Source organism: Rudanella paleaurantiibacter (assembly GCF_009184635.1).
Taxonomy (GTDB): domain Bacteria; phylum Bacteroidota; class Bacteroidia; order Cytophagales; family Spirosomataceae; genus Rudanella; species Rudanella paleaurantiibacter.
Genome location: NZ_WELI01000011.1, coordinates 185,692 through 210,526, shown reverse-complemented (window position 1 = coordinate 210,526; position 24,835 = coordinate 185,692). Strand labels below are relative to the sequence as shown.

General features: G+C 55.0%; 20 protein-coding genes. 7 read left to right on the top strand and 13 right to left on the bottom strand.

Going from position 1 to position 24,835, the window contains the following annotated elements:
* Window positions 1-68 precede the first annotated feature (68 nt).
* From F5984_RS22400 to F5984_RS22380, 5 genes are all read left to right on the top strand, one after another.
* Entirely contained in the window at window positions 69-653 is a 585-nt protein-coding gene (locus tag F5984_RS22400) for a hypothetical protein (protein ID WP_152126451.1), read from the top strand.
* A gap of 143 nt (window positions 654-796) precedes the next feature.
* Window positions 797-1,168: a hypothetical protein gene (locus F5984_RS22395; protein ID WP_152126450.1), complete on the top strand. Its 372-nt coding sequence runs from the start codon at window positions 797-799 to the stop codon at window positions 1,166-1,168.
* Window positions 1,169-1,329: 161 nt separating this feature from the next.
* Entirely contained in the window at window positions 1,330-3,678 is a 2,349-nt protein-coding gene (locus tag F5984_RS22390; protein ID WP_152126449.1) for a TonB-dependent receptor, read from the top strand.
* Window positions 3,675-4,832, top strand: a complete 1,158-nt coding sequence (locus tag F5984_RS22385) for a sialidase family protein (protein ID WP_152126448.1) — start codon at window positions 3,675-3,677, stop codon at window positions 4,830-4,832. Before F5984_RS22390 ends, F5984_RS22385 begins: the two co-directional genes overlap by 4 nt.
* 141 nt (window positions 4,833-4,973) lie before the next feature.
* Complete coding sequence (locus F5984_RS22380) at window positions 4,974-6,527, top strand: sulfatase family protein (protein ID WP_185155615.1); 1,554 nt, start codon at window positions 4,974-4,976, stop codon at window positions 6,525-6,527.
* 116 nt (window positions 6,528-6,643) lie between these two features.
* Here F5984_RS22380 and F5984_RS22375 read toward each other — a convergent pair whose 3' ends face one another.
* The gene (locus F5984_RS22375; RefSeq protein ID WP_152126447.1) at window positions 6,644-7,024 is read right to left on the bottom strand and encodes a hypothetical protein; all 381 of its coding nucleotides are present in this window, start codon (window positions 7,022-7,024) and stop codon (window positions 6,644-6,646) included.
* Between the two features lie 172 nt (window positions 7,025-7,196).
* Window positions 7,197-7,514: a quaternary ammonium compound efflux SMR transporter SugE gene (gene sugE, locus F5984_RS22370; RefSeq protein ID WP_152126446.1), complete on the bottom strand. Its 318-nt coding sequence runs from the start codon at window positions 7,512-7,514 to the stop codon at window positions 7,197-7,199.
* A gap of 249 nt (window positions 7,515-7,763) precedes the next feature.
* Here sugE and F5984_RS22365 point away from each other — a divergent pair, with 249 nt between their 5' ends.
* Window positions 7,764-9,467: a S8/S53 family peptidase gene (locus F5984_RS22365; RefSeq protein WP_152126445.1), complete on the top strand. Its 1,704-nt coding sequence runs from the start codon at window positions 7,764-7,766 to the stop codon at window positions 9,465-9,467.
* A 51-nt stretch (window positions 9,468-9,518) separates the two neighbouring features.
* Here the strand turns inward: F5984_RS22365 and F5984_RS22360 are convergent, their stop codons facing one another.
* The 10 genes from F5984_RS22360 to F5984_RS22315 all read right to left on the bottom strand — a co-directional run bounded on the left by F5984_RS22360 (window position 9,519) and on the right by F5984_RS22315 (window position 23,207).
* On the bottom strand, window positions 9,519-11,519 hold the full coding sequence (locus F5984_RS22360; protein ID WP_152126444.1) for a hypothetical protein: 2,001 nt from the start codon (window positions 11,517-11,519) through the stop codon (window positions 9,519-9,521).
* A gap of 135 nt (window positions 11,520-11,654) precedes the next feature.
* Window positions 11,655-11,864, bottom strand: a complete 210-nt coding sequence (locus F5984_RS22355; protein ID WP_152126443.1) for a helix-turn-helix domain-containing protein — start codon at window positions 11,862-11,864, stop codon at window positions 11,655-11,657.
* A 3-nt stretch (window positions 11,865-11,867) separates the two neighbouring features.
* Window positions 11,868-12,395, bottom strand: a complete 528-nt coding sequence (locus F5984_RS22350; RefSeq protein WP_152126442.1) for a DUF2975 domain-containing protein — start codon at window positions 12,393-12,395, stop codon at window positions 11,868-11,870.
* A gap of 160 nt (window positions 12,396-12,555) precedes the next feature.
* Window positions 12,556-13,269 carry a CPBP family glutamic-type intramembrane protease gene (locus tag F5984_RS22345; RefSeq protein ID WP_152126441.1) on the bottom strand — a complete coding sequence of 238 codons (714 nt, stop codon included), beginning with the start codon at window positions 13,267-13,269 and terminating at the stop codon, window positions 12,556-12,558.
* Window positions 13,270-13,472: 203 nt separating this feature from the next.
* Entirely contained in the window at window positions 13,473-15,011 is a 1,539-nt protein-coding gene (locus tag F5984_RS22340; RefSeq protein WP_152126440.1) for a carboxylesterase family protein, read from the bottom strand.
* Window positions 15,008-16,402, bottom strand: a complete 1,395-nt coding sequence (locus F5984_RS22335) for an agarase (RefSeq protein ID WP_152126439.1) — start codon at window positions 16,400-16,402, stop codon at window positions 15,008-15,010. Before F5984_RS22335 ends, F5984_RS22340 begins: the two co-directional genes overlap by 4 nt.
* 73 nt (window positions 16,403-16,475) lie before the next feature.
* Window positions 16,476-18,125, bottom strand: a complete 1,650-nt coding sequence (locus tag F5984_RS22330) for a RagB/SusD family nutrient uptake outer membrane protein (protein ID WP_152126438.1) — start codon at window positions 18,123-18,125, stop codon at window positions 16,476-16,478.
* Window positions 18,126-18,146: 21 nt separating this feature from the next.
* Window positions 18,147-21,488 carry a SusC/RagA family TonB-linked outer membrane protein gene (locus F5984_RS22325; protein ID WP_152126437.1) on the bottom strand — a complete coding sequence of 1,114 codons (3,342 nt, stop codon included), beginning with the start codon at window positions 21,486-21,488 and terminating at the stop codon, window positions 18,147-18,149.
* Window positions 21,489-21,500: 12 nt separating this feature from the next.
* Complete coding sequence (locus F5984_RS22320) at window positions 21,501-22,520, bottom strand: FecR family protein (protein WP_152126436.1); 1,020 nt, start codon at window positions 22,518-22,520, stop codon at window positions 21,501-21,503.
* A 27-nt stretch (window positions 22,521-22,547) separates the two neighbouring features.
* Entirely contained in the window at window positions 22,548-23,207 is a 660-nt protein-coding gene (locus F5984_RS22315) for a sigma-70 family RNA polymerase sigma factor (protein WP_152126435.1), read from the bottom strand.
* Window positions 23,208-23,398: 191 nt separating this feature from the next.
* On the opposite strand from F5984_RS22315, the gene F5984_RS22310 reads away from it, so the two are divergent.
* A complete protein-coding gene (locus F5984_RS22310; RefSeq protein WP_152126434.1) occupies window positions 23,399-23,758 on the top strand; it encodes a hypothetical protein in 360 nt (119 codons plus the stop codon).
* 128 nt (window positions 23,759-23,886) lie between these two features.
* Here the strand turns inward: F5984_RS22310 and F5984_RS22305 are convergent, their stop codons facing one another.
* Window positions 23,887-24,831 (bottom strand): PDDEXK nuclease domain-containing protein, encoded by a 945-nt coding sequence (locus tag F5984_RS22305; protein ID WP_152126433.1) that lies wholly within the window; start codon window positions 24,829-24,831, stop codon window positions 23,887-23,889.
* Window positions 24,832-24,835 lie beyond the last annotated feature (4 nt).

Below are 24,835 nucleotides of genomic sequence, written 5' to 3'. Positions count from 1 at the left end.
TTCTAACAAGCCTCTTAGAGTTCTCTAATGGTGTTAGTAGACTTTTGAACACAAACTAAAACAGAACCATGAGCGAGCGACGTAAAATTCTGATTCCAACCGATTTTCGGGTTTCCTCGTTACATACACTCCGGCTGGCCCTCGGATCCATCGACGCACCGAAGGTCGATGTTGTGCTGCTGTACGGCACTACGCTCGACACGTCGATTACCGAAATGCTGTTTTATTCGCCCCGTCGGATTATTGCCGATTTACTCACCGACGATTTCCGGGAAGGAATCAGCATTTTGGTGAACCGCTTTGAATCGAAAATCGGCGACTGGCAGATTGAGCTGTTTCATGGCTATCGGCAGCGTTCATTCGACGCTCTGTTGGCTACGCTCGGCGTTGATACGTGTTACATGGGCCGTTCGTACCCGTTTCACCTCACGGGCGACGCCTTCGACCTGACGCCTTTCCTCCAAAAAACGGTAGTGCCCTGCCACGAGGTCGACTGGGCGCATGAAGTCGAACTCCCCTTTGCGGTGGACGCCCTCGAAAGCCTGTTTTTGCCATCTATGTTGAACGAGCAGTCGGCCTCTGAACCCTCGGCCCAACCCGAAGAAACCCTGGTTGACTACGAGTCAATGGGTGCCTGTAGCAGTCGGTTCTAAATTTTTTTGCGGTAAAAAATGGCCAGTAAGCCTCTGATGCTCATGTGCAAGCTGATATAAAAGACCTGCGGGTCTGATATTAGTCATAATTTGATGGGCTGCAGGCTTTACCTTTGGGTATCCAAAATCGGATAATGTCCCCAATGAAAAAGGCCATTCTTTACCTGCTGCTGTTCTTACTGCTGTTTCAAAACAGCGGGCGGTTGGTCGTGCTGGCCTGGTTCAAGCTCTATCAGCCACAAATTGTTCGGACACTCTGCGAAAATCGCAATCGGCCCGAACTGCATTGTGATGGTCAGTGTGTACTGGCCAAAAAGCTGGCAGAAGCGGATCGTCAGCAACAGGCCGCCAATTGGGACCGGCTCACCGAGGTGTCTATCTTCATGGCTCCTCAGCACCTGCAGTTCGCCTTCGACCCGGCGATTACTGCCCTTACCACCACCCAGCTGCCCCCATACCGGGCCGACTGTCGGCCCGTCTCCGGCCCGGCCATTTTTCATCCCCCCTGCGCATAGTTGTATCGGCGTATATACCCCACCGGTATTGGCTAAAAGCCTTTACCCAGGCGGTCTATTTCCTTTTCTAATTGCCCGAGGCTAAAAAGCACCGGCGTAAAACGTCGGGGCCAGTTGGCTTCGGAGCAGACCGGCTTGCCGGTTTAGTAAACCGAAACAACATGTTCCGTTCTATATTCTTTTTGATTGCCCTGGGGATTTCGCTTTCCCTGCGGGCGCAAACCGCTGTTGCCGTTGAGGGCGTTGTGTTTGATGTGCAAACCAAAGAGCCTTTGCCGGGCGTTACGGTGCTGGCCAACGGCACCCAAATCGGCACCACAACCGATGCTACCGGGGCTTTCCGGCTAAGTTGCCCGGCCAACTGTACCGCCCTCACAATTCGCTCCGTGGGTTATACCGACCAAACGGTTCGGCCCGGTGCGGGCAAACTGCTGGTACAACTGCAACAGCGGGTACAAGACCTGCAAGGGGTGGTTGTGACCGGAAGCCGCGAGGCCGCCCTGCGCACCCAAACCCCCATTGCCATTGCCCGGCTTTCGGCCCGGACGGTGGAAGAAACCAAACCGACTGCCCTGTACGAGGTGATAAACAAAGCGCCGGGGGCACTGATGGTGAATCTGGGCAATGAACAGCACTCGATGGCCATTCGACAACCCATGACCACCAACGCGTACTTTCTGTATCTGGAAGATGGTGTCCCGATTCGGCCGATGGGTGTGTTCAACCACAACGCCCTGCTCGAACTGAATCAGTTTACGGTTAGCTCGCTCGAAATTGTGAAAGGCCCCGTATCGTCGGTATATGGCCCCGAAGCCGTGGGTGGGGCGGTGAATGTGCTTACCCAACGCCCAACGGCTGTGCCTACGGTGCGGGCGGGTGTTCAGGTCGATCAGTTTGGCTACCGCCGGGTGCAGGTGGGGGCGGGGGCCCGGCAGGGGAAGTTTGGCCTCTACGTAGGTGGGTTGGTGAGTCGCCAGCGTGATGGTTGGATGGCCGTATCGGATTACGATAAAGCGTCGTACTACGGGCGGGCCGAGTACCAATTTACAGCCAAAACCCGCCTGACCGGTACGTTTTGGTACAACGACTACTATTCGCAAACGAGCGGAAGCGTAGACAGTGTCGCGTTTTTTGCCCGGCAATACATCAGCACAACGGGGTTTACGTACCGCCAAACGTTTTCGGTGCGTAGCCGGTTAACCCTCGAACACGACTGGCAAGGGGGCGCGCAAAGTTTCGTGACGGCCTTTTACCGGAACAACCGTAACGGGCAGAATCCGGCCTACGCTATTCGCTGGACACCGGGGCAAACAACCGCCCGGGGCGAAATTAACTCCAATGATTTTCAGAGTCTTGGCCTGATTGCCCAGCACACTCAACCCCTGGGGTGGCTGAGTGGCAAGCTGATTACGGGTGCTACCGTCGATGAGTCGCCTAACCAGTACTGGGCGTACCAGATTGACCTGAACGCGCAGCTTCGGCCCGACAAGCGGTCGGTAGAACGGTACAGCATGGCCCGCGAACGGCCCGACCTGCCCCTGGCCAATTACGAGGCCCGGATTCATAATCTGGCGGCTTACACCCAACTGGAGCTCGAACCCCTGCCCAACCTGCGGTTGTCGGCGGGTGTGCGTTACGACCGCATGGCGTTTTATTACACCAATGGGCTCGACCGCTCGGCGGGCCGTAAACAATTTAGTCAGTTTACGCCCAAGCTGGGAGCTACCTACGATTTGGGGCGTGGCAAAGGCTTGTATGTTAACTACGCGCAGGGGTTTGCACCCCCGGCACTCACCTCAATTTTTCGGAAACGGACTACCCCGGCTCCCAACGGCGACCTGTTTTACTACAACCTCGGCTCGGCCCGGTTCGACAATATGGAGCTGGGCGGATGGGCCGCGTTCTGGGCCGGAAAAGTGTACATCGATTATGCTCTGTACCAGATGCGTGGCCGCAACGAACTGCTGAACGTCAGAATGCCCGACAACTCAACCGATTACCAGTCGGCCGGAAAAACCCTGCACCGGGGTGTCGAATTGAGCGTTACCCTGAAACCTTCAAAGAACTGGCTGTTTCGGTTTGGGGGTACCTCGGCCCTGCACCGATTTGAGCAGTTTGCGCTGAGCGAGCGGGCGGGCGATGCCGTTCGGAATGTAGACGGCCGCGAAATGCCCTCGGCCCCCCGTACGGTTTGGAACACAGAACTGAGCTATTATCCGCAGTTCCTGCCCAATTTCCGGGCCTCGGTCGAGTGGCAACATGTGTCGGGCTGGTATCAGAATCAGGTCAATACGGTTCGGTATCCGGGCTACGACCTGCTCAACGGCCGCGTAGGGTATGCGTTTCGGGGCGTTGAGGTCTTCACGAACGTGCTCAACCTGACCAACGCCCTTTACGCCACCAATGCGAGCCGGGGCAATAACCCCACCGACCGCACCACGTTTACCCCGGCTGCTCCCCGCACATTTGTCGTGGGAATTCAGTACAACTTCACCGCTAAGACGAAATGAAAAAAGGACTTTTCTGGCTGGGTATGATCGCTACCGGAGCGTTTGCCCAACCCACAACGCCGGTTATGGAACCGGTGGCGCAGGCCACCCTGCCCCGGTTTACCACCGATCACCAGAACCGGCCGGTGGTGGCCTGGGTATCGACCGAAAAAAACGGGCCGGTGCTTTGCTATCGGGTTTCGGCCGATGGGGGTCGTTCGTTCGGGCCGGTGGTAAAAGTGCCCACGCCAACCGGTACGGCGGTGCATTCGGAGGGTCGGCCTCAGGTTGCCTTTCGGGTCGATGGCACCGTACTGGCCACGTTTGAAGTGCGCAAACCTACCGAGGCCCAGCCTCGTGCAGGTGATATTCTGTACCGGACCTCGGCCGATGGCGGGCAAAGCTGGTCGGACCTGAAGCCGCTTCACAAATCGGTTCGGGTTGGTGGTTCGCACTCGTTCCATGACCTAACCCGCCTGCCAAATGGCGAAATCGGGGCCGTTTGGCTCGACGAAAAGCTACCCGGCCGCGAGGGGCGTACCGTGCTCTTTAGCCAAACCGGCCCCGACGGGCAGTTTGGGGCCGAGGTGCTGCTCGATTCCAATGCCTGCCAGTGCTGCCGAACGAGCCTGGTGGTAGGCCCCGGCGGCTCGGTGTATGCTGCCTACCGCGATTTGCTGCCCGACGGAACCCGCGACATCGGCTATGTTCGGTCGATGGATGGAGGACGGTCGTTTTCGGCACCGGCCCTGCTTTATCCCGACCGCTGGAACATTCGGGCGTGTCCGCACAGTGGAGCGCAGTTGGTGGCTCACCCGTCGGGCGTATGGGCCACGTGGTTCAGCGGTGCCGAAGTGGGGGGCGGTATTCGGCTTAAATCGCTCGATGCGGCCGGGCTGGCGTTCAACCCCGCCCAACCGGCCATGCGTTATCCGCAGGCTGCCTGCACAGCTACGGGCCAACTGGCGCTTTGTTGGGAAGAATGGATGGGTGAAGGGGAAGAGGCTTACCGGAAACTGGGTCTGAAACTGGGCGACGGCCCGGTGCAGTACCTCACCCCGCCGGGTCAAATTGCCACTCAGCCTACCTTGCTGGCTACGCAGTCGGGACTTTTGCTGGCCTACACCGTGCTGAACGGTTCGGAGTCGGTGCTTCGGGTGGTACGTATTCAATAGCCCGGCCGCCATCTGTTTTGTGCCCGCATTGGGCGGGCTTATCCGGCATGGTTCGGGTAGGCCCGCCCGTTTTTTTGCCTTTTTGTTGGCGATGGGTTGCCCACGGGTAACTCAATCGGTTCAAGCCAACCCCTTTTCCGCATGAAACGAAATTTATTGACTGTTGCGCTAACAGCCCTGACAGCCTTGCTGCTCGCGCTACCTGCTTACACCCCCCTGAAGTCGCCCTCGGCACCGGTGGGCCAGCCGAACATTATCTTTATTTTTTCCGATGACCATGCTTACCAGGCCATTAGCGCGTACGGCAGCAAGCTCACCCGCACGCCTAACATCGACCGGATTGCCCGCGAAGGCGCTATTCTGAATAATAACCTGGTCACCAATTCGATTTGTGGACCCAGCCGGGCTACCCTGCTGACCGGCAAGTACAGCCACCTGAACGGCTACAAAGTGAATGAGCGAAAATTTGAGGTGAATCAGCCGGTATTCCCGGAGGTGCTCCAGAAAAACGGCTACCAAACCGCCTGGATTGGTAAAATGCACCTCGGCAGTATGCCCCACGGGTTCGATTACCTCAATGTGTTGCCGGGGCAGGGGCAGTATTATAACCCCGATTTTATCAACGGCAGCAACCAAACCGTGCGCTACCCCGGTTACGTAACCAACGTAACTACGCAGCTATCGCTCGACTGGCTGAAAGGGCGCGACCCGGCGAAACCGTTTTTTCTGGTCGTGGGCCACAAAGCAACGCACCGGGAGTGGCTGCCCGACTTGCCCGACCTGGGTGCGTATGATAACGTGACGTTTCCGTTGCCATCGACCTTCTACGACAACTACGAGGGCCGGGCGGCCGCCCGCGAACAGGACATGACCATCGATAAAACCATGCGCCTGAAAGAAGACCTCAAAGTACACGCCAACTATGACCAGAAAGGCCCGTACACTACGTACAGCCGGTTTTCTGCGGAGCAACGGAAGGCGTTTACGGATTATTACGAAGGGAAAGTAAGCCGGGAGTTCGACACGAAACAACTGACAGGTAAGGCATTGGTGGAGTGGAAGTACCAACGGTATCTACGCGATTATCTGGCCACGGCCAACTCGCTCGACCGGAATATTGGTGAGCTGCTCAACTACCTCGACCAAACGGGTTTGGCCCAGAATACCGTGGTTATTTACGCGTCGGACCAGGGTTTTTACCTCGGCGAGCACGGCTGGTTCGACAAGCGGTTTATCTACGAAGAATCGCTGAAAACCCCGTTTGTGATTCGGTATCCGGGCGTTATCAAACCTGGCACGAAGATCAATCAGCTGGTGTCAAATATCGATTGGGCGCCTACGGTGCTGAATCTGGCCGGGGCGGCTATTCCGTCGGCTATTCAGGGGCAGTCGTTTTTACCCCTGTTGAAAGGGCAGAAGGGGCCGTGGCGTAAAGAGGCTTACTACCATTACTACGAGTACCCGGAGCCACACCATGTATCTCCCCATTTTGGGCTCCGAACCGAGCGGTACAAGCTCGTTCGGTTCTACGGGCCGGCCGATTTCTGGGAATTGTACGACCTCAAAACCGACCCCCGCGAAGTGCGTAATCTGTACGGGCAGAAAGGGTATGAAGCCATCACGACCGACCTGAAAGCCAAACTCCGCGCTCAGATGGAGCAGTATAAAGATGCAGATGCCTTGAAGCTGCTGTAGGGTAGGGCCGGGGCCATTACTGGGGATACATCCTCGTTGAAGGGTGCTTTCGGTGGGTTTCAGTGCAGGCGTGTAAAGCCCCCTCCTGTTTTTCAGGAGGGGGTTGGGGGTGGTGATTACTCTTTCTTGCCTTCGAAAATCATGCCTTGGGCGTCGAGGGTCATGCCCTTCACTTTCTTGTTCTCATCGCGGACAAATTGCAGCTTGGCCCGCCCGGCCGCGTCGTACGCGTCGGGGGTGTCTTTAATGGGTGTCAGTTCACCGGTTTCTTCGCCAGTGCTCACCGTCAATTTGCCTTCTTTTACGGCGATGGTTAGGTACTCAAACGGCAGGCCTTCAAACTTGAACTTACCCGCGTACTGGCTCAGATCGACTGAGTCAGCCATAGCGACAGTATGGATTTGCACGGGGGCTGGCGTGGTGGCGGCAACCGTGTATTTTGACGTAAGGCTTAGAATTGCAACGGCACAGGCAAGGGTCAACAGGGGCTTTTTCATAAAAGTCAGTTTGAATTGTTGGTAGGCGAAGTAGACGCGGCAACGACTGGGCAGCGTTTTCGCCATCGTGTATTTTTCTGAACCAAAAATAGCACGCCCGGCGCGCCCTTCCTTCTTATTTCATGAAATTTAACGGAGAATTACAAAACATCGACCTCTGCCCCATTACTCGTTACTTCGATGAAAGCTTCAGCAGCACGAGCCCGGCTATAATCAGCAGGGCGGCCAAAAGCCGCAGGGTGGTAGCCGGTTCCTGAAGCCAGATGATTCCGACCAGAAAAGCCCCGACGGCCCCGATACCCGTCCAGATGGTGTAGGCGGTTCCCAGCGGTAACGACCGCATGGCAAGCGCCAGCAGCCCAAAGCTCGCGATCATGGCAACAAGCGTGATGATTGAGGGAATAAGTCGGGTGAACCCCGCTGACTGCTTCATGGAATAGGCCCATACCACTTCGAGTAGGCCCGCTAACACCAGATATATCCAGGACATGACGGTGACCGGTAAAAAATCGGGCCGTCCCGGTCTGATTCCCAATACGGGGGAGGTCGTCCTCCTGACACACGTGTGTGCGGGTACAACAAGTACGCACCCGTTTAGATTCGGGCCGGTGGGTAAAATGGGTTCCCCAAACGAGACACACCCTTCCTTTCCTAGAACGGGGGGTTGGTAAAATGGCCCCGGTAAAACCGGCGTGTAGTACGTAGTATTGTCCCATAAAACCCCCAACTACGGGCCTTTATGTCGAAACGATTACTTACGTTCGGGGCTGTGCTTGCCCTGTATGCCTGTTCGCCTGAGCGGACTATTGTTGTTGAGCCCAAGGATGCGCCCATCGAACACATTTCACTCGATGCGAAAGACGATAAACTAATTCCGAAGCCTGAAATTGATGCCTTTATTGAGCAACAGGCTGCCAAAGACAAAGAGCATCTGTTCCGGTGGTCGACGGCCTCCGATCTGATGATCTGGAGCGCCCTGACGCATTCGAGTAATATCCTGTCGGTGGGGTACGCTATTCCGTCATTCGACCCGAAGAACCTGGTCAAGCTGGACCTCAAAACCAAAGACTGGCTGGAAGCTCGCCAGCGTATTCTGTCCATTGTGTTTACCGAGGAAAAAGCGGTTGACAAAGACCTGAAAACCCCGGAGGATGTGATCGTTTATGGCGGTGTTGGTATGCCCAACTTCGACCTGAAGATTACACAGCTCAGCACAATTCAGAAGCTGCGCGAAACGGGCATGATTCGGTTTATGGAGCCCGCCGATTACCAGCCCAGATCCGACAAGGGTGGCAAAAAAGAGGCCCAATCGGCCCGGGCTCCGTTTTACGCGTTTGGTTGTGGTGACAACGAACACGCCGAACCGCCCGTGGTGAACATCATTGACTACACGGCCACCACGCCCAACAGCAGTAAAGTCTCGTGGAATCTGGTGCAGCATGGGTTACCTGCCGCCTGGAACCGCAGCGCAACCGGGTTGGGCCGAACAATTGCTTACTTCGACACGGGGTTGTCGCCCGAACAGTCCCGGATGAATAGCGGTTTCGCCACCGGCATGTCAGCAAACCGGTCGGTCCAGAAACTAGTAACCTTCCCGACGACCCGTCTGCAAGACTTTCTGGGGGATCGTGAGACCCCCGACGATTGGTGTGGGCATGGTACCTGTGTAGCGTCGATTGGCACCGCACCCCGCACGGGTTTGTCGCCTGTTGGGGTGGCGTATAGGGCTAACCTGATTAGCGTACGGGCAAGTTTCGATGTGTTGTTGAATACAACCCGCGAATGGCGCGGAGCGGCCGACGGCTTTTCGCTACTTGCACCTCGCTCCGATGTCCAGATTTACAGCATGTCGATGGGGGGAGTGCCGTTTTGGAACGGAACCATTTTGTACAGTATTTACAACAGCGTGATGGCCGATGCCGTGATGCTGGCGGCAGGCTACGGCAAAGTTATGTTCTGCGCGGCTGGCACAACACCCGAAGACTGGATGCCCAAGAATCTAGTGATTTTCCCGGCAACCATGAGCGAGGTGTACGCAGTAACCGGCGTGAAGATCAAGTATGATAACAATAATAACCCGCTGCCTATTCTGAACTACATTGGGCCCACAGCCTGCAATGAGTGTATGTACGGCCCGCAGGTCGACTTTGCGGTGTTGATGCAGAAATTCAACGGCAGCATCAACCGGGTCATGGCGCTTCCCCGCCTGAACGAAACGGAGCCGACCTCGTTCGGTGGTTCGTCGGGAGCTACGGCAACCATGTCAGCCATGTTCGCGGCTGTATGGTCGCGTTACCCGAATGAACCGGCTGCGCGGGTGCTCACGCACATGGTGAACCACTCAACCCACGGTTTCCAGAACCGGCACCCCAGTGTGGGGTGGGGGCTGGTCGATTTGGATGCAGCTACTGTTGATCCGACTATTCCACGACGAACGTTTTAAGTAAAAACGGGGGCTACTGCCCCCGTTTTTTATCGTGAGTTACGCAACCAATTACCAGGTGCACTTTACCATTTTTAGGAAAACCGCCTGGGGGTAGCTGTTTGCGCGTGCGCCTTTTTGAATGGTCTTGGGCAACGTTCGCAGGGGAATAGACACCTCGTTACGTTTAGGGCTCACCAGAAACAAGGGCTGGCCCGGCAAGCTGTAGCCGTAGCGCGCCATGTCCCGAACCGCCCCTGTCCCTTCTGAAGGTACCAGCAGGTATAAAACGGGAGCCATGTTGTACTGGCTAGTTTCGGTTGATTGGCGAAATTTGGCTACCCGACCATCGGGCCCAATGCTCCCTGCACCCGCACCACTGGTAGCGACGGCCTCCTCCACCGATTTTCCCTTGAGCAGACTCAACGCCATGCGTGCTCCCTGAACAGGAGTCGCGGTTTGGGCAGTACCTGTCGAGGGAAACATAACGGGGCCTGTGGTTACGTTGAAAAACAGGTTTTTCTGCCCCGGTTCCGCTTTAGGCATTGGGGCAAGCCCTTGCTGTAATTCCATATCAACCGTGGTAAAGCGGTCGAACACGGATGCGCGGGCGTTGCGGATTTCGCCCCCTACCAGAAGTACTTTACCATCGGCAAACGGCACTACGTGCAGGTCGGCGGCCTTCAACAGCGTGCCATCATCCGTTGCGCGGGTCTTGATGCTGTAATACCGCTCAAACAAGCCGGTTGGGGCCAGAACCTGCACCCCATAGCCATTGTCGTACTGGCAAAGAACCATCAACCGGCCATCGGGTAAACTCGCGAGCCGCGTGGCATTCTGGAAGATGCGGAACGGGCCGCTACCTCCACTGATGGGAATGATAGAGGCCGGGTCTTTTTTATCCCAGATGTGCTGCCAGGCAACCCCTTTGGGAGTGATGTAGGCGTAACCAACCTGGTATTTCAGGAGGCCTTTACCCAGCGTGACATGCACAAGCGCTCCGCCCTCGTCCGAAAGCATTTCCAATTGGGTTAGGCCAAACTCAGGGTAGGTGACCGTAAACGAATGGTCGAACACAAGGGCCCCGTCGGTGTTGGTACGAACCACGCGAAAGGTCGGGTTTTCTTTCTGGGCAGCATCGGGCCCAAAAATCCAGTCGGTAGCAACAACGGGCGATAGACCGGATGGGCGAATCAGCTCACCTTCCGGCTGCCCAATCACCTCGGCGCGTTTGTACAGGACCATCCCCGGTGCCAACCGGAGGTCTTCCGCCAGGCGTACCTGACCCAGCACCTTGCCCGTTGTGTCAATGGTGAGGATGGCCCCGTTTTTGGCGTGGTAGTAGCTCAGCCGCCCGAGTTGGGGGTAGCATGTGTTCAAAATGCCGTTTCGAGCTTCCGGGTTGAGCGGAGATTTCCGCATTGTGGGCTTGCCATCGGGTATATAGCGGGCCGCAAACGGTACAAACTGAAATGGTTCATAGTTGATAACCAGCTCATTGCCAATGACAGCGAATTGGCTGCGAATGTGACGGTCGCCCCGGTAACCCATGGCTCGGGCGGCCCCCTCCTTATCGGCCAGCAGGTTGTTGAGGTCTGTAGCGGTGGTCTGGTCGGCAAGCACCTTATCCGTTTGAACCCCGCCCCGTAAACTACTGATCTGATTGGCCCGGAACGTTAGGGGTTGGGCAAGGCCACTGGCCAGACTAATAGGTGTGTCCTGAACCGGACCAAACCCGCCGGGACCTTCGGCCGTGGGTGTGTAACTAACCTGCATGAGAGCGGGTAATGTGTTCAGGCCGGAGCGGATGTTGGTGGCTTTGTCGGCGGTTAGGTAGGTGTTGTGTTGTCGCCATATGCCAAATCGAAGGCCACCCTGCCCGGTAGGTTCAATTTGTGAAACATACCCCTGCTGTCGAAGCAACTCGTTGCCTGGCTGGAGGGCGTCCTGATCGAGCGTAAACAGTGCTACTGAATCGGTGGCGAAGTTAAGGGTGGGAGGTTTGGGCCGTTGAGCCTGGGTGGTGTAGGTTAAGGCTGAAAGAATCAGCGTCAAGGAGACTATTTTCTGCATGAAGATGGTGGTAAGTAAAACCACCAATGTAAATCATTTATTTGGTTGTCACCCCGGATTGATATAAAAAAATATGTAAACGGTAACCTGAACCAGCTCTGCTTATCTGCTTTCAGGTTACCGTTCATACATAGCTTATTCCTCCTCCCGAAACTCCAGTATATCGCCCGGCTGGCAGTCAAGGGCTTTACAGATGGCTTCGAGCGTGCTGAACCGAACGGCTTTGGCCTTGCCTGTTTTCAGAATCGACAGGTTCGACAGGGTGAGATCGACCTTGGTAGACAGTTCGTTGAGCGACATTTTCCGTTTCGCCATCATGACGTCCAGATTAACAATAATGGGCATGGGCTATACGGTCAGGTCGTTTTCGATTTGTAGTTCGGTGCCTTTCTGGAACACAATGGCGATGATGTAGATCACCCCGGCGAAAAACAGAATTTCGTTGGCACCCCAGCTGAGCAGCCCCTCGGCCCCGTGTTTGGCGAGCCACTTGCTCAGGCTACTGCCAATGAGGGCCACAATACCCGCGCCCACGGCTACGTGGCTGATGGTGCCAATAAGCCGCGTAACATTGGGGTTGAAGGGTTTGGCGGGATCGAATTTGAGGAAGATTTTGACCACCAAATAGGCAATGTAGGCTTTGAGCCCGCTGAGGGCAATGGTGAGCGTGGCCAGATGAATGTAGTAATTCTGGCTGTAGCGCTGTACGCCCGACAGGTCGAGGCCCATGTACAAGTCCTGTGCGGCTACGGGGTTCACGAACAGGCTCACGAAAAACGAGACGATGAGTGCCCCCGTTTTGATGCAGAGCCCGATAAACACGACCCAGAACAGTACGTTCATGGTTTTCAGAATGGTCAGGTTTGTGGTTGTCATGGATGATTAATGTCTGATTGATGGCGTAAAGGTCAATAAATATTTATTGTAAAGCAATAAAAATAGATTGAAAAATAAAAAAGTAGCCCGGCTGTATTATGGCCGGGCTACTTTTGGGCTGCTTGTGCATAATGCATGCACGAATATGAGTTGGGATGTATCAGGCGTGACTTTTAGCCGATTTGGGACGGTTTGTACGAGCTATTTTCTGGAAATAAATATGCGTGGCCATTACGATTCCAAACACGGCGAGTAGCATATAGCTGTTGCCAACCTTGCCGATGTAGTGTAACGAAACAGGCAAAAAAACGGCCTGTGTTCTACTAACAATGTCGCCCAAAAGTTTAGAAAGCAGAGATAGTAGACCAACCATGAGCGGAATACCGATAAAGGCCGGTGCCGACTGCCCGGTGAGCATAGTGGTGGGATCATCGAGTATGGCGTAATGCCAGAGAAACCAGCAAAGCCCAATCACGCCCGCCTGTTGCCATCCGTTTAATGGGGCAACGGCATTTTGGAGGTAATGACGCCAACCCAGTTCTTCGCCAAGCGTGTACACAAACTGCGTTAATACAAATCCCGCCCAGAGTATTGGATCGGGTTTTGCCAAAAATAGGAGTGGGAGTGACAAACTCAGAGCGACAATGCCTACACTGAGAGCAGGACGGCTGCCCGTGAGCGAGAGTTTGTACGTGTTAGGCGTACCAAACAGCCAATAGCAAATCAGACCCGAAACAGCCGGGCCAAAGCCCGTCAAAATTTCTTTCACATTGAGTCCAGAAACGATCAGCTCGGGTAAAAAATGGTTGATTGACCATGAGAGTGCGAAGGCCAGAATGGTAAAGACGCCAATGGGCAAGGCAACGTGTTTCATAAGATGGTAAAGGGTTTTTCTAGGCAGAGAGCATTTTGACGGGTAATATACGTGGTTGATACTCGGTGTCAAAACAAGCGGTACGGCTGTAAGCCGGTGCCCATGCTAACTAAAATCCTTCGTCCATCAATTGATTACCGCTTTTGAGATAAGTGGTGCTGAAAGAGCGAAAACGTAGAGCCTTGTTGAAGGAAGATCAGTCCTTACTTTCCAAGCGTGCGCTCGAGCTCCGCCCGGATGGGTATGGCCCAACGTTGGTACCCGGCCTCATTGGGGTGTAATTTATCGGCGTCGAATAGTGCCGGAATGGGCTTGCCGTCGGTACCCAGAAACGTATTACCTGCTTCGATATAGTGGAGGCCGGGTGTCTGCGCACAATACTGCCTGACCAGTTCACTGGCAGCACTGATTTGATCCCAAACCGCCCATCGGCGCTCGTTCGGTGAAATCTGAACCCAGAAAATGGGCAGACCCGGACGCAAGGCCCGAACCTGCTCGGTTACGTTTTTTACCAGATTCAAGACCTGCAGAGGGGTTTTGTCGGTGGGGCTGCCCACAATATCGTTGCCGACATAAAACAGGGCTGCCCGGGGCCGATGCGTACCCACCAGCGTGCGGATGTAATACGCAAAGTCGTTCAGTTTGGCCCCGCCGTAGCCGCGGTGGATAATCTGGAATGGAGCCAGGTCGCGGGCAATGGTGCTCCAGCGACGGATGTACGAGCTACCCGAAACCAATACCGCGCCCGGCGGGTCAATTGTGGTCGAGTCGAGGTGGCTTAGCTGACCGATTTCCTTCGCCCATTTAAACACCTCGGGGCCGTTTTTGGGCTCGTTTTGCTTTAGTTGGGTAAATAACCACCGACTAATTTCTTCAACTGCTTTTTGCTGTTTTGTCCGGTCGTTGTCCAGAGTATGGCCCGTCTTTTCAAACAACTGCAAGCCCGTGGGAATGCCCAACGCCAAGGCCCGGTTGTACAAAATGGTGCTGCCGTGCCGGAAACCGTGGTAACTGAATGACGAATCGTAGGCAACCGTGGCATCGGTCATACCATGAACGTTGAACAGTGGGGCATCCCCCCGGTTCATCCAGCGGTAATCAATCATAGCTCCCCAGCAGTTGACCACGCCCCGCACTTTCGACGAGAAACCGGGATTTCCACTGTCGCCTTCCAGCGTGCCAAGTCGTCGGGTGTCGAGCCAGTTGGGCACCTCGTGCGGGTCGAGGTAGGCGGTGTGCATGGCCGTTTTCGACCCGGCCGAACTGCCCATCAGGAATATCTGATCCGGGTCGATGCCGAAACGGTCGGCGTTTTTGCGGAAATAGCGCACGGCGGCTTTAGTATCCTGCACGGCCCGATACAAAGCCTCAAAATACGTAGTATCGCTTTTCGAGGGGGCCAGGCCCATCCGGTAGTTAATAGAACTGGCCACGTAACCGCGCTTGGCCAGCGTACCGCAAACGAGGGTGCTGAAAACCCCCACTTTGTCGTTATTCTGGAACCCTCCGCCATGAATAAAAATGAGCAATGGACGTCGGCGGGCGGTGTCGGTGGTAGGGGGCGAAAACACATCCAGCCGCAGCGTTTCGCGGTTGTTTTTGAGGTTCACAGCCTCGCCGTAGACCAAATTATTCAGTGTGTCGTAGCGGGCAAATATTTCTTGTCGGTACCGCGTAGGGGTTTGACCCTGAACCGACAGGCCGATGCACAACAGGCTTATAAACAGAAAGCAACGATTCATTTCCGCGTTTTATCGAAATAATTAATTAGCTCAAACCGGTTGTCGTTGAGGGATTTCATGCCGTTTATCAGCGCATCGTACGCTACAAAACGAGTATCGACCAGCCCCTTATTCGAATCGTTGTTCGAGGGGTCGGCACTTAGGTCGGCGGGGTCGTTGTCCTGGTACCGAAACCAGTGCCAGCCTACACAATTACGGGCCTGTAGCAGACTCAGACAGAAGTTCTGGTAGTGCACCGCCCGGTCGGCCTGCGTACGCACCAGCCAACCCGCTCCCGACATATTGGGCATACCGGTATCAGCCCCTTTAGTATAAAATTCAGTAATGATAAACGGTTTTTTAGACCAGGCCGCCCACTTTAAAAAGCTGGCCTTGGTGGGTTGCCACTGCCCGTAAAAATTAATCGAGATCACATCGATAAAGGGCTCCGCTGCCGCGAAAATGGCCGGGTTGTATTTGGCGTTGGCATGCAGTCGTGTGCCGAGGTAAAGATGATTTGGGTCAATGGCTTTCAGGGCCGGTACCACCGAGCGGTAATACACACCGGCAACCAATCCCTGAAAGGCTTCACGATCGGCGTCGGTGAGAGCCTGCAGATTGCTACCCCGCCCCGTCAGCCAGTCCGAAGCGGCCCGGTAAGCCGGGGTGTTTGGGGCTTTCAATGCCTGGTCGAGCAGGCTATTGGTAAACGCGATTTCGTTGTCTGAGAAGTAGCCAAGCACGTTCGGGTCTGTACGGTAGGTGTCGGCCCGGCGGGCATGGTCGCGGCAGAACTGAGCAAACGTCGAATCGAATACCAGTAAGGGCGCAGGCGGCAGTTCGGTATTCGGGTGCTTTGTTTTCCAGTCGCGCTCAAACGTGCTCAGAAAGCTCAGCATTACGCTGTACACCAGTGGCTTTGGGGTCGTTTGGTTGTATTGCCGAATTGGGTCTACCTCCGACCATGACCCGGCCTCGGTAAAGCCCGCCCGGTTGAACACCTGTTTGGTTTGGGCAATCCAACGGTCTGGATTACCAAATGATTCGTCGAAGGCCTTCCGGTTGTTGGGTGATTGTCCCGGTCGTACGCTATTTACAGCCAACGAAATATAGGGATGCCCTTCTGGATCGACTAACCACCAGCGCCCATCCACGTTTTCGGTACGGAAAAACCCGGTTTTGCGCCAGGTCCGTGAGGCATCGCCCCCATAAGTACTCAGTTTGGGACTCGACACGGGCCGGAAGCCGTTCAATCGCTCGACCGTCATGGCCCGGAAGGGTTTCCAGTCCGAGTAGACAATCTGCCGGTTTTTATCGCGGCTCCAAACGCGGGCCTCCACCGTCAGCGAGTCGGGGGCCTGCGCGAAAACCGGTTGGGTTAGCAGGCAGCCAAAAAACAGAAGTCGATTCATGAAATAGGTTGATTCGGAAACGGTACCCTGCCGGGCTGAGCGTTTGGTAACCCGGCATGGTACCCTTCCCTTGTTAGTACCCCGGATTCTGGGGCATAGTTTTGGTCAAGTTGGCGTCGATGACCGATTGCGGAATCGGAAGCAATTGATCGCGTTCGGTGATTTTGGACCCGGCAATGGCGTTGTTTCGCCGGGTCCGTTCAAGCCATTTACCGGTCCGTAGCAGCGTGTACCGGCGGTGCTCTTCGGTCAGCAACTCGCGTGAGCGTTCGTCCAGAATAAAATCGAGCGTCAGCTCCGCAGCGGTAATCGGTCGGGCTTTGGCACGGGCTCGCAGTGTGTTAATCGTTGCCACGGCTTCGGCGGTTTCGCCCAGCTTAAAATGAGCTTCGGCCAACAACAGGTAGGTTTCGCCCAGACGCAGGTAAATCTGATCGTTATACGACGACGATTGTTGTACATCCTCCGGCACCGAGGGGGCCCAGTCCCACTTGCGGGTATTGGGCCAGTTTTGGTTATTGAGGGTTTCGAGCCCCGTTTGGGCCGTCCGGACGGTATCGCCCAGTTTCGCATTGGTGGGTAACGAGGCTGGGTTATTCATGAGCCAGAACCGCCGGATGGCGTGGTATGACCCCCGGTCGTCGGTGGGTTCGTAGAGGTTCAGCCCGAAGCGGGTAATGCCGAACCGACCAATACCCCGTCCCCCGTTTTCAATTGAAAAGGTAATAGGCGTGCGGCCACCCACCGAGATTCGGTCGTAACGGTTCACCCACCACCGACGCATGATATTGTTGTCGCCCCCCGGTGATTGGTACTGATTCTGAATCACCCAGATCGCTTCGGTATTCCCCTCGGTCCGGTTCGAGTTACCGTCGATAAACATGTCGGTAAACGGGGTTCCGGGTTGGGTCCGGCGCACCCCGTAGCGGGCCGTTATGAGTTTGTACAACGGATTGGCAATGAGCGATTGTGCTTTCTGTTTCGCTTTCGAGTTATCACCAATCGTCAGGTACAACTCGGCCAGATAGTGCGTCGCTACGGCGCGCGGCATGCGCCCTTCGGTAGCCGGTGTTTCGGCCATGTTCGTTTCGGCAAAGAGCAAATCAGTCTCCATCTGCTTCCGTACTTCCGCCACAGGCGTGCGCTCCCAGTCGGTCCGGATCGTCGAACCGGTTGATTCTTTCAGGTTCAGGGGCACGTCGCCGTACAAAAACGTCAGGTGCCGATACGCCCACGCCCGAATAAGCCGTGCCTCGCCAACGATCTGATTTTTCTCGGCTGCCGTCCACTTGATGTTGGGGTTTTCGGCCCGGTTGATGATCGTGTTTGACGCGTTGATGATCTGATACAGCCATTCCCAGAGGCTCCGAACGTAGGGATTGATACTGTTAAGCAGAATGCCAAATTCGTTGAAAACCTGCTCGGGGGCCCCGCCGGCCGGAAACAGGCTAAACGCATTGTCGACACCAATAACGGCCGCAGTCATGGTGAGGTCGTTGGCTGGGTCGGGTGCACCCGAGCCTGTAGTGCCAATGCCCGCCCGCTCGCGCCGGACGAGGTTGTACAGCCCAAACAAGCCCGATTCGAACCCTTCGCGGTTCACGTACAGGTTATCCGGGGCAATTATGTTGAGTGGTTTTTCAACCAGAAACTCTTCGCGACAGCCGGTGCTCGAAAGGCCCGTGAGAAGTAGCGTAAGCGCGTACAGTTTATATCGTTTCATGGGGTTGACAAGTGAAGTGGGTTATAAGCTGAGGTTGATTCCAAACAGAATTTCGCGCTGAAGCGGGATGTCCAGCTGGTTTGAAATTTCGGGATCGAGCCCCTCGTACCGGGTGAAAGTGGCCAGATTACGCCCCGACACGTAGAACCTGAGGTTGTTCATTTTCAAGCGCCGAACCAGCGTTGCCGGTAGCTGATACGCCAGCGAAATGTCTTTCAGGCGCGCAAAACTGGCATCTTCGTAGATGTTGATGTTCAGCAGGTTGGCGTTGGCGTCGTTGGCCCAGTGGCCTGCATTGGGGTTTTGGGGCGTCCACCAATCCTTGCGGGTTGTGTTCCGCCGAACGTCGATAAACACGGCATCCTGCACGAGTGGATTCTCCTTCACAATCGATGCGACTCCCTGTACAAACACCATCAGGGAAAATCCTTTGTAGCTGAACGTGTTGGTCAGACCGTACAGATAAAGCGGGTCCTGATTCCCCTGAAACGTCCGGTCGGCTGCATCAATTTTACCATCGTTATTGGCGTCTTTGATGCGTACATAGCCGGGCAGGGCCGTTTTCTGGGGCGAAGCGGCTACCTCGTCCGGCGACCGGAAAATGCCGTCGTATTGCAGATCGAAAATTGTACGAACCGGCTTGCCAATAAACCAGCCGTTAGCCTGATCGTCGCGGCCATCGCCGTAGAGATCCACAATCCGGTTGATATTGTATGAACCATTGGTATTGGTGGTCCAGGTGAAGCCATTTCGGTTCAGGTTGGTAGACGTTACCGCCAGTTCTATCCCTTTGTTTGCCGTTTTTCCTATGTTCTGAATAATCCGGTTGAAACCCTGTACCGATGAGATAATCCGGTTTAAGAGCAGGTCCTGCGTGTTTTTCTGGTACACGTCGATGCTGCCCTGAATCCGGTTGCCGAGCATCCCAAAATCCAGACCCAGATTAAGCGAGCGCGTTGATTCCCAGCCCAGTTCTTCGTTCGCCAGCCGCGAGGGTACATAACCCGGCAGCACGGCCCCACTCGTGGTGATGTACGAGCGCGTGGCCAGCGTAGCCAATGCCTGATAGGGCGATACGGCCTGATTACCGTTTAGGCCATACGAGGCCCGCAATTTGAGGTTGGTCAGGAAGGGTACGTTGCTCATAAACGGCTCACGCGCCAGGTTCCAACCCACCGCTACCGACGGGAAGGTTCCGTATTTCCGACCCGCACCGAAGCCTGAATACCCATCGCGCCGGGCCGTGAGGGTGAGCAGATACCGGCCATCGTAGCTGTAATTCAACCGCAGCATTTGCGACTCCAGATTCTGTTTGCTGTACGACGATGTGGGCGTCAGCAACGTGGCTGTGTTCATCTGGAAATTGGTCAGCACATCGTTTGGAAAGCCAACGCCCACCACTTGCTGCTGCTCTTCGTCAGCACTTTGGCTGCTATACAATCCCGTCAGGTTGACGCTATGGTTGCCAAACGTGCGGCTATACGTGAGGATATTCTCAACCGTGAAGTTGCGTTGTTGTCCGTTGAAATTCGTGGCCTGCCCCTTGTTCTCGAAGCCGGTGCGGGTGTTGCGCCCGTAGTACGTCCGGCGTACATCGGTCTGGAATTCAACACCCGTATTGATTTTGTATGAGAGGCCCGGCACAAAGGGCAAATCGACTTTGAGCGAGTTGGTCGTAAAAATCCGGTACACATTGTTGATGTTGCGAGCGAGCGTAGGGGCCAGCGGATTAGCCGCCAGGTTGTACTCCGGCCAGGCATAGACCGTTAATGTTCCGTCGGGGTTAAACGGGGTGGTCAGCGGGTTCATGAAATTAGCTCCCTGCTGCCCCGAAAAGTCAGCGGGTAAGCCGCTCCGGTCCTGAAATGATAATTGGGAGTTCGACGAAAACGTAAGCCAGGGCGTTACCCGCACATCGAAGTTGGGCCGAAGGGTGTAGCGCCGATAATCGTCGTTTTTAGCAATACCGCCCACGTTGAGGTAGGTGCCTCCGATATAAAACGTTGCTTTATCATTGCCACCCGACACCGCGAGGCTGTGTTGCGACCGCCAGCCGGGGCGCGTTGCCAGAGCGTACCAGTCAGCAAACTGCCCCGACTGAAAAACGGCCTCTTCCGATGGCGTCATGGAGGTGTTGGGCGCATTGGCCCGCCCTTTTTTGAAGGCGTAAAATTCGGCACCCGTCAGCAGATCGGGCCGATTGGCAATAGTTTGGGTGCCGTAAAATCCGTCGTAATTGATTGAAAGTTTTCCTTTACTTCCCTGCTTGGTGGTTACGATAATAACCCCGTTTGAGCCCCGTGAACCGTAAATCGCTGCTGCCGACGCGTCCTTTAACACATCAATCGACGCAATGTCGGTCGGGTTTATGTCTGAAATGCCACCCGTGTACGGTACCCCGTCGAGAATAATCAGGGGCGCGTTGCTGGCGCTGATCGAACTGCGACCGCGCACAATAATCGAAACATCATTCTGTTCAGCTCCGCCATCGTTGTTATTGATCTGCAAACCCGGAATGGAGCCTTGCAACGCCTGCGCAATATTGGTATTGGGCAGTTGGGTCAGGCGCTCTTTACCGATGGCCACCACCGAGCCTGTCAGGTCGCTTTTCTTCTGGGTTCCGTAGCCCACTACCACCACTTCTTCAAGCGCCCGTGTGTCGGCCTGCATCGTAATATCCACCGTCGACTGATTGCCTACGACTCGCTCCTGCGTCACGTAGCCGACATAGCTGAAAACGAGTACAGTCTCGCCTGTTTCGGGGATGCTTAGCCGGTAAAGCCCTTTCGCATCGGTTGTGGTGCCGCGCTGTGTTCCTTTTACTGTGACGCTTACGCCCGGTAACGATTCGCCTTTTTCATCCACGACTGTACCGGTTAGTGGGCGCTCGGCCGCTTCGGTCCGGGCAAGGGTAGGGCGGGGCGTTTCGCCAACGGGTTCGGCCTGCGCCGGAGTCGTTAGGGGGGATTCGGGCAAGCCTGAACCCGATGGATTCAATTGTGATGTTTCTTTGGCGCTTGCCCGCCGACCAATAATCACGTAGGCTCCACTACGCGATTTCTTGTAATCCAGTCCGGCGGGTTTCAGTATCCGTTTCAGGTTTTCTTCCAGAGGCAAGTTGTAATTAACCTGATCGCTCGACACGGTTTGCCCCTCAACCATCCGGTCGAAAAACAAAATGTCGACTTTGTAACGGTCTTTTAAAGCCCCCAAAACCAGCGCCAGTTGTTGGCGGGCTTCACGGTCTGCCTGGAATGCCGACCGGCCAGTCGCTTGCGGGGCCTTGGCCAGCACCTGGGCCGTACCGGGTTGGCCACCCGCTATGAATCCCAATAGTACTACGGTTGATAGTCGTTTTATCATGTTGATGGTGAGTTAATTAGATGGTTTATAAATGCGAATGCGGTCTTCTTCGCGGGTATATGCCAACGAGGATGCCTCCATCAGCACCTCCAGTAGCTCGGTAGCCGATGATGCCGGAAACGAGCCGGAAACGGTCCAATTGGCCAGTTCGGGCTCGTCGAACTGGAGTTGAAGCCCGTAGTTGTCGGCAAAAAGCTGACTGATTTCGCTCAGGGTGGTGTTGGTAAATACGTACCGGTTCTGTTGCCAGGCCGACGCGGCTTCGGGTTGGGCCAGGCGTTGACGTTGGACCTGTCCCCGTTTGTCGAGGGTAACTTCGTCGCCCGGAGTCATGAGCAGTTGTCGGTTCGTTTGCCCGTCGGCGTAGCGGAGCTTTACCCGCCCTTTGCTGAGGACTACCCGCCCCCCTTGCCGGCGGGTGTTGACGGTAAATTCGGTACCCAGCACCAGCACGCTAAACCGACTTGGCGTATGCACCACAAATGGTTGGTCAGTTGGGGTATGGGTCACGGCAAACGAAGCTTCTCCCGTGAGCAACACCTCGCGCGAGGCCTCTCCGAATCCAAAGCGTGGGATGCGCAGGCGCGAATTGGCGTTGAGCACTACCCGGCTGCCGTCGGGGAGCGTAATTCGCTCGGTTTGTCCATAGGCCGTTTGAAACTGTTTGTACTGCCAAAGTGGGCGGGTTAGCCAGCCGGCAAGGGCCACCAAGACCACTGAGGCCGCCACCCACCACAGCCGGGTAAACTGATTACGAGTAGCGAGTTGCAATACGGGTACCGTGTCGGTTGAACCGCTCACTTCCGCACCTATTGACCGAAACTTGGCCATTCGGGCCTGATGCCGCTGAAGAGCTGCTTCGGGGTCGGTTATGTATTGAGGTTGCTGGTTCTCCCATCGGGCCAAAGCCTCATAGAATAGTTCCCAGTTGGCCGGGTCGCGGGCCCATTCATCAATGGACTGCTTTTGAATAGCGGTTGCCCGGCCAGCGAAATAGTTGGCTAGTAATTCGGGTGAAATGGATGTCTTCATGCGTCGAAACGTTGGGGAGGGGAGAGGTTAGCTAAGCCAGCACAGCAACAAGCTGATGAGCCATTTGCTGCGTAACAGTTCCCGGATTGCCTGGGTAGCGCGGTACATGTGAACCTCAACCGTTTTGGTGGCCATCTGAAGTTCGACGGCAATGTCGGCGTAGCGCTTACCCTCAAAGCGGTGCATCAGGTAGACTGTCCGCTGTTTTACGGGCATTCCATTAATGGCCTCTTCAATTGAGTGGTAAAGCTCTTCGTACTGCATCACGCCGTCGGGTTGTTGTGCCTGTTCAGCGGTCATTCCCTGTGCGTGCTCTAGCGAAGTTGCCTGTTTGTATTCGGTGCGTATATAGTCGAGCGCACGGTTACGAACCGCCGTAAACAGAAAAGCGCGGAAAGAGGTCGCTACCGCCTGGTAGGTCAGGCGGCTGTGCATCTCAAAAAAAATGTCGGACACCAGGTCTTCAGCGATTTCCTTAGAGGATACGAACCGGACTGCGTGGCTGCAAAGCGGCTGGTAGTAGTATCGGAACAGCATCGCCATGCCCACATCCGGGTCATTGTCGAATGCCCGCCGGATTAAGTATTCCGGATCGCCAATATGGGTTGCGTCAGACGCTTGCGGGTGTCTCTCGGGCAGCCTTTTTGGCGGTGTGTCAGACGTGTATTCAGGATTTATTTGTCCCATCGCGTAGAAGAGTGAACTCGACTTTGAATAAGTAAGTTTTATCCTTCTTTTTTCATAGACGATGCGGCTACCACAAACCCTTACTAAACGATGAAATTTTTTGCAGAATGACGTGATGTCCTGTACATTCAGGTTTGCCTTTCTACTTAAGGCAAATCACAACTTAAACCCTACACTGATTCGTAACCTGTATGTTTAAACCTAAAACCCTCCGAGCCCTGTCGGTTGTCGCTATTATCATTTGCATTTTTAGTGCTCTGTTAAGCCTCGTTATCGCCATTGGTGAAAGCGGCATGGCCTATGTTGCCGTCTGTTCCTGGGCCACCCTGGCCTATGCGAGTTATTGTGCCATGAAGTTGTCGGGGTACGACATTTATGAGAGTGACCTGAGAAAACTTGGGTGGAGCATCTACATTTTGTTCGCCATTTTTATCGCTTTTCTGTTCATTGGCCTTTCAGTAGGCCCTTTAATTGCGCTGGCGATAACAGCACGCTTACACTTTCAAAAAACAACGCTCGAAGAATGGATGCGGGAAAACCCTCAGTCTTGAGTGTCGGATTTGTGATAGTACACGGCTTCCCCTGTTATTAACTTTCAAAGGTTGCTGGAAGTCGATGAAATCATACAGGGCACAAAGGCTTTGTTGCTTCACTCAATACGTGATTTTCTGGCTTTATCTTAAAATGATAGTGGCAACACGGCCTCTTCATCCTGACCCAGCCGTACCTCTCCGCTTGTGGTTGCGTATTTTACCCGCCCAGCTTCATCCACCAGCAAACCAACCGGTAGGGTAGGGATGGTGGGTGGCTGTTTTTGGGCGTAGCTATCCAGAATGAGCCGGAACTCGGCGAGCGCTGCCGGGCTGTGCGTGCTAAGTTGCACCAATACAAACCGGCCCAGTACGATATGAAAAAAGACAAGCTCTACCCAGTAGTCTTTCCCCCGAACACTTACGTACTGCCGTTGCCCTACAAAGGCAAACCCCACATACCGTTTCAGCAGAATTTTTTTGACGGCCGCCAACCGACTCCGCTTCGTACCGCCCACAACTGAGGGGGTAGGGGAGGAGCCGACCAATGGTCCGTTGGGTGCATCGCGCCGGTTCGTTTTGCTGGGCAGCAGCTCGTTGTCTTCCAGCCCGACATGGTAGTAGTACCGTGACCGAATCATGCGTTGCATGAATCGGACGGTCCATCGCTCGTCGGCGGCTTGTGTGATGTAAAAATCGCGTTCCTGCACATTTTCGAGACTCATGAGCACGCGGTAGTGTGACCACGTTAGCTCAGTGCGCAGATGATTTCGAAGGTTTATAAATTCTCGCCCATTTGTGGCGAGAATTGGGAATGCCAAAAAAAACTGCTTGAACCGCCACATATTCGACATACCGTACCCTTTACCAAAAGCCTGTGTAAGCTGATCGGAGAGGGCTTCAATCAGATGAATACCGTAGTCGGCGCGGTGTTGGCCTTGCTGTTCAATTTCTACCACAATACGACCGATATGCCAATATGCTTCGACCAGGGCAAATTTGGGTGTCGGGTCACTGTCTGACTGAGCGGCTTCGACCAGCGTTCGCAGGTAACGATACAGTTCAATGGGTTCGGTTGGCGATTCGGGATTCATTGTT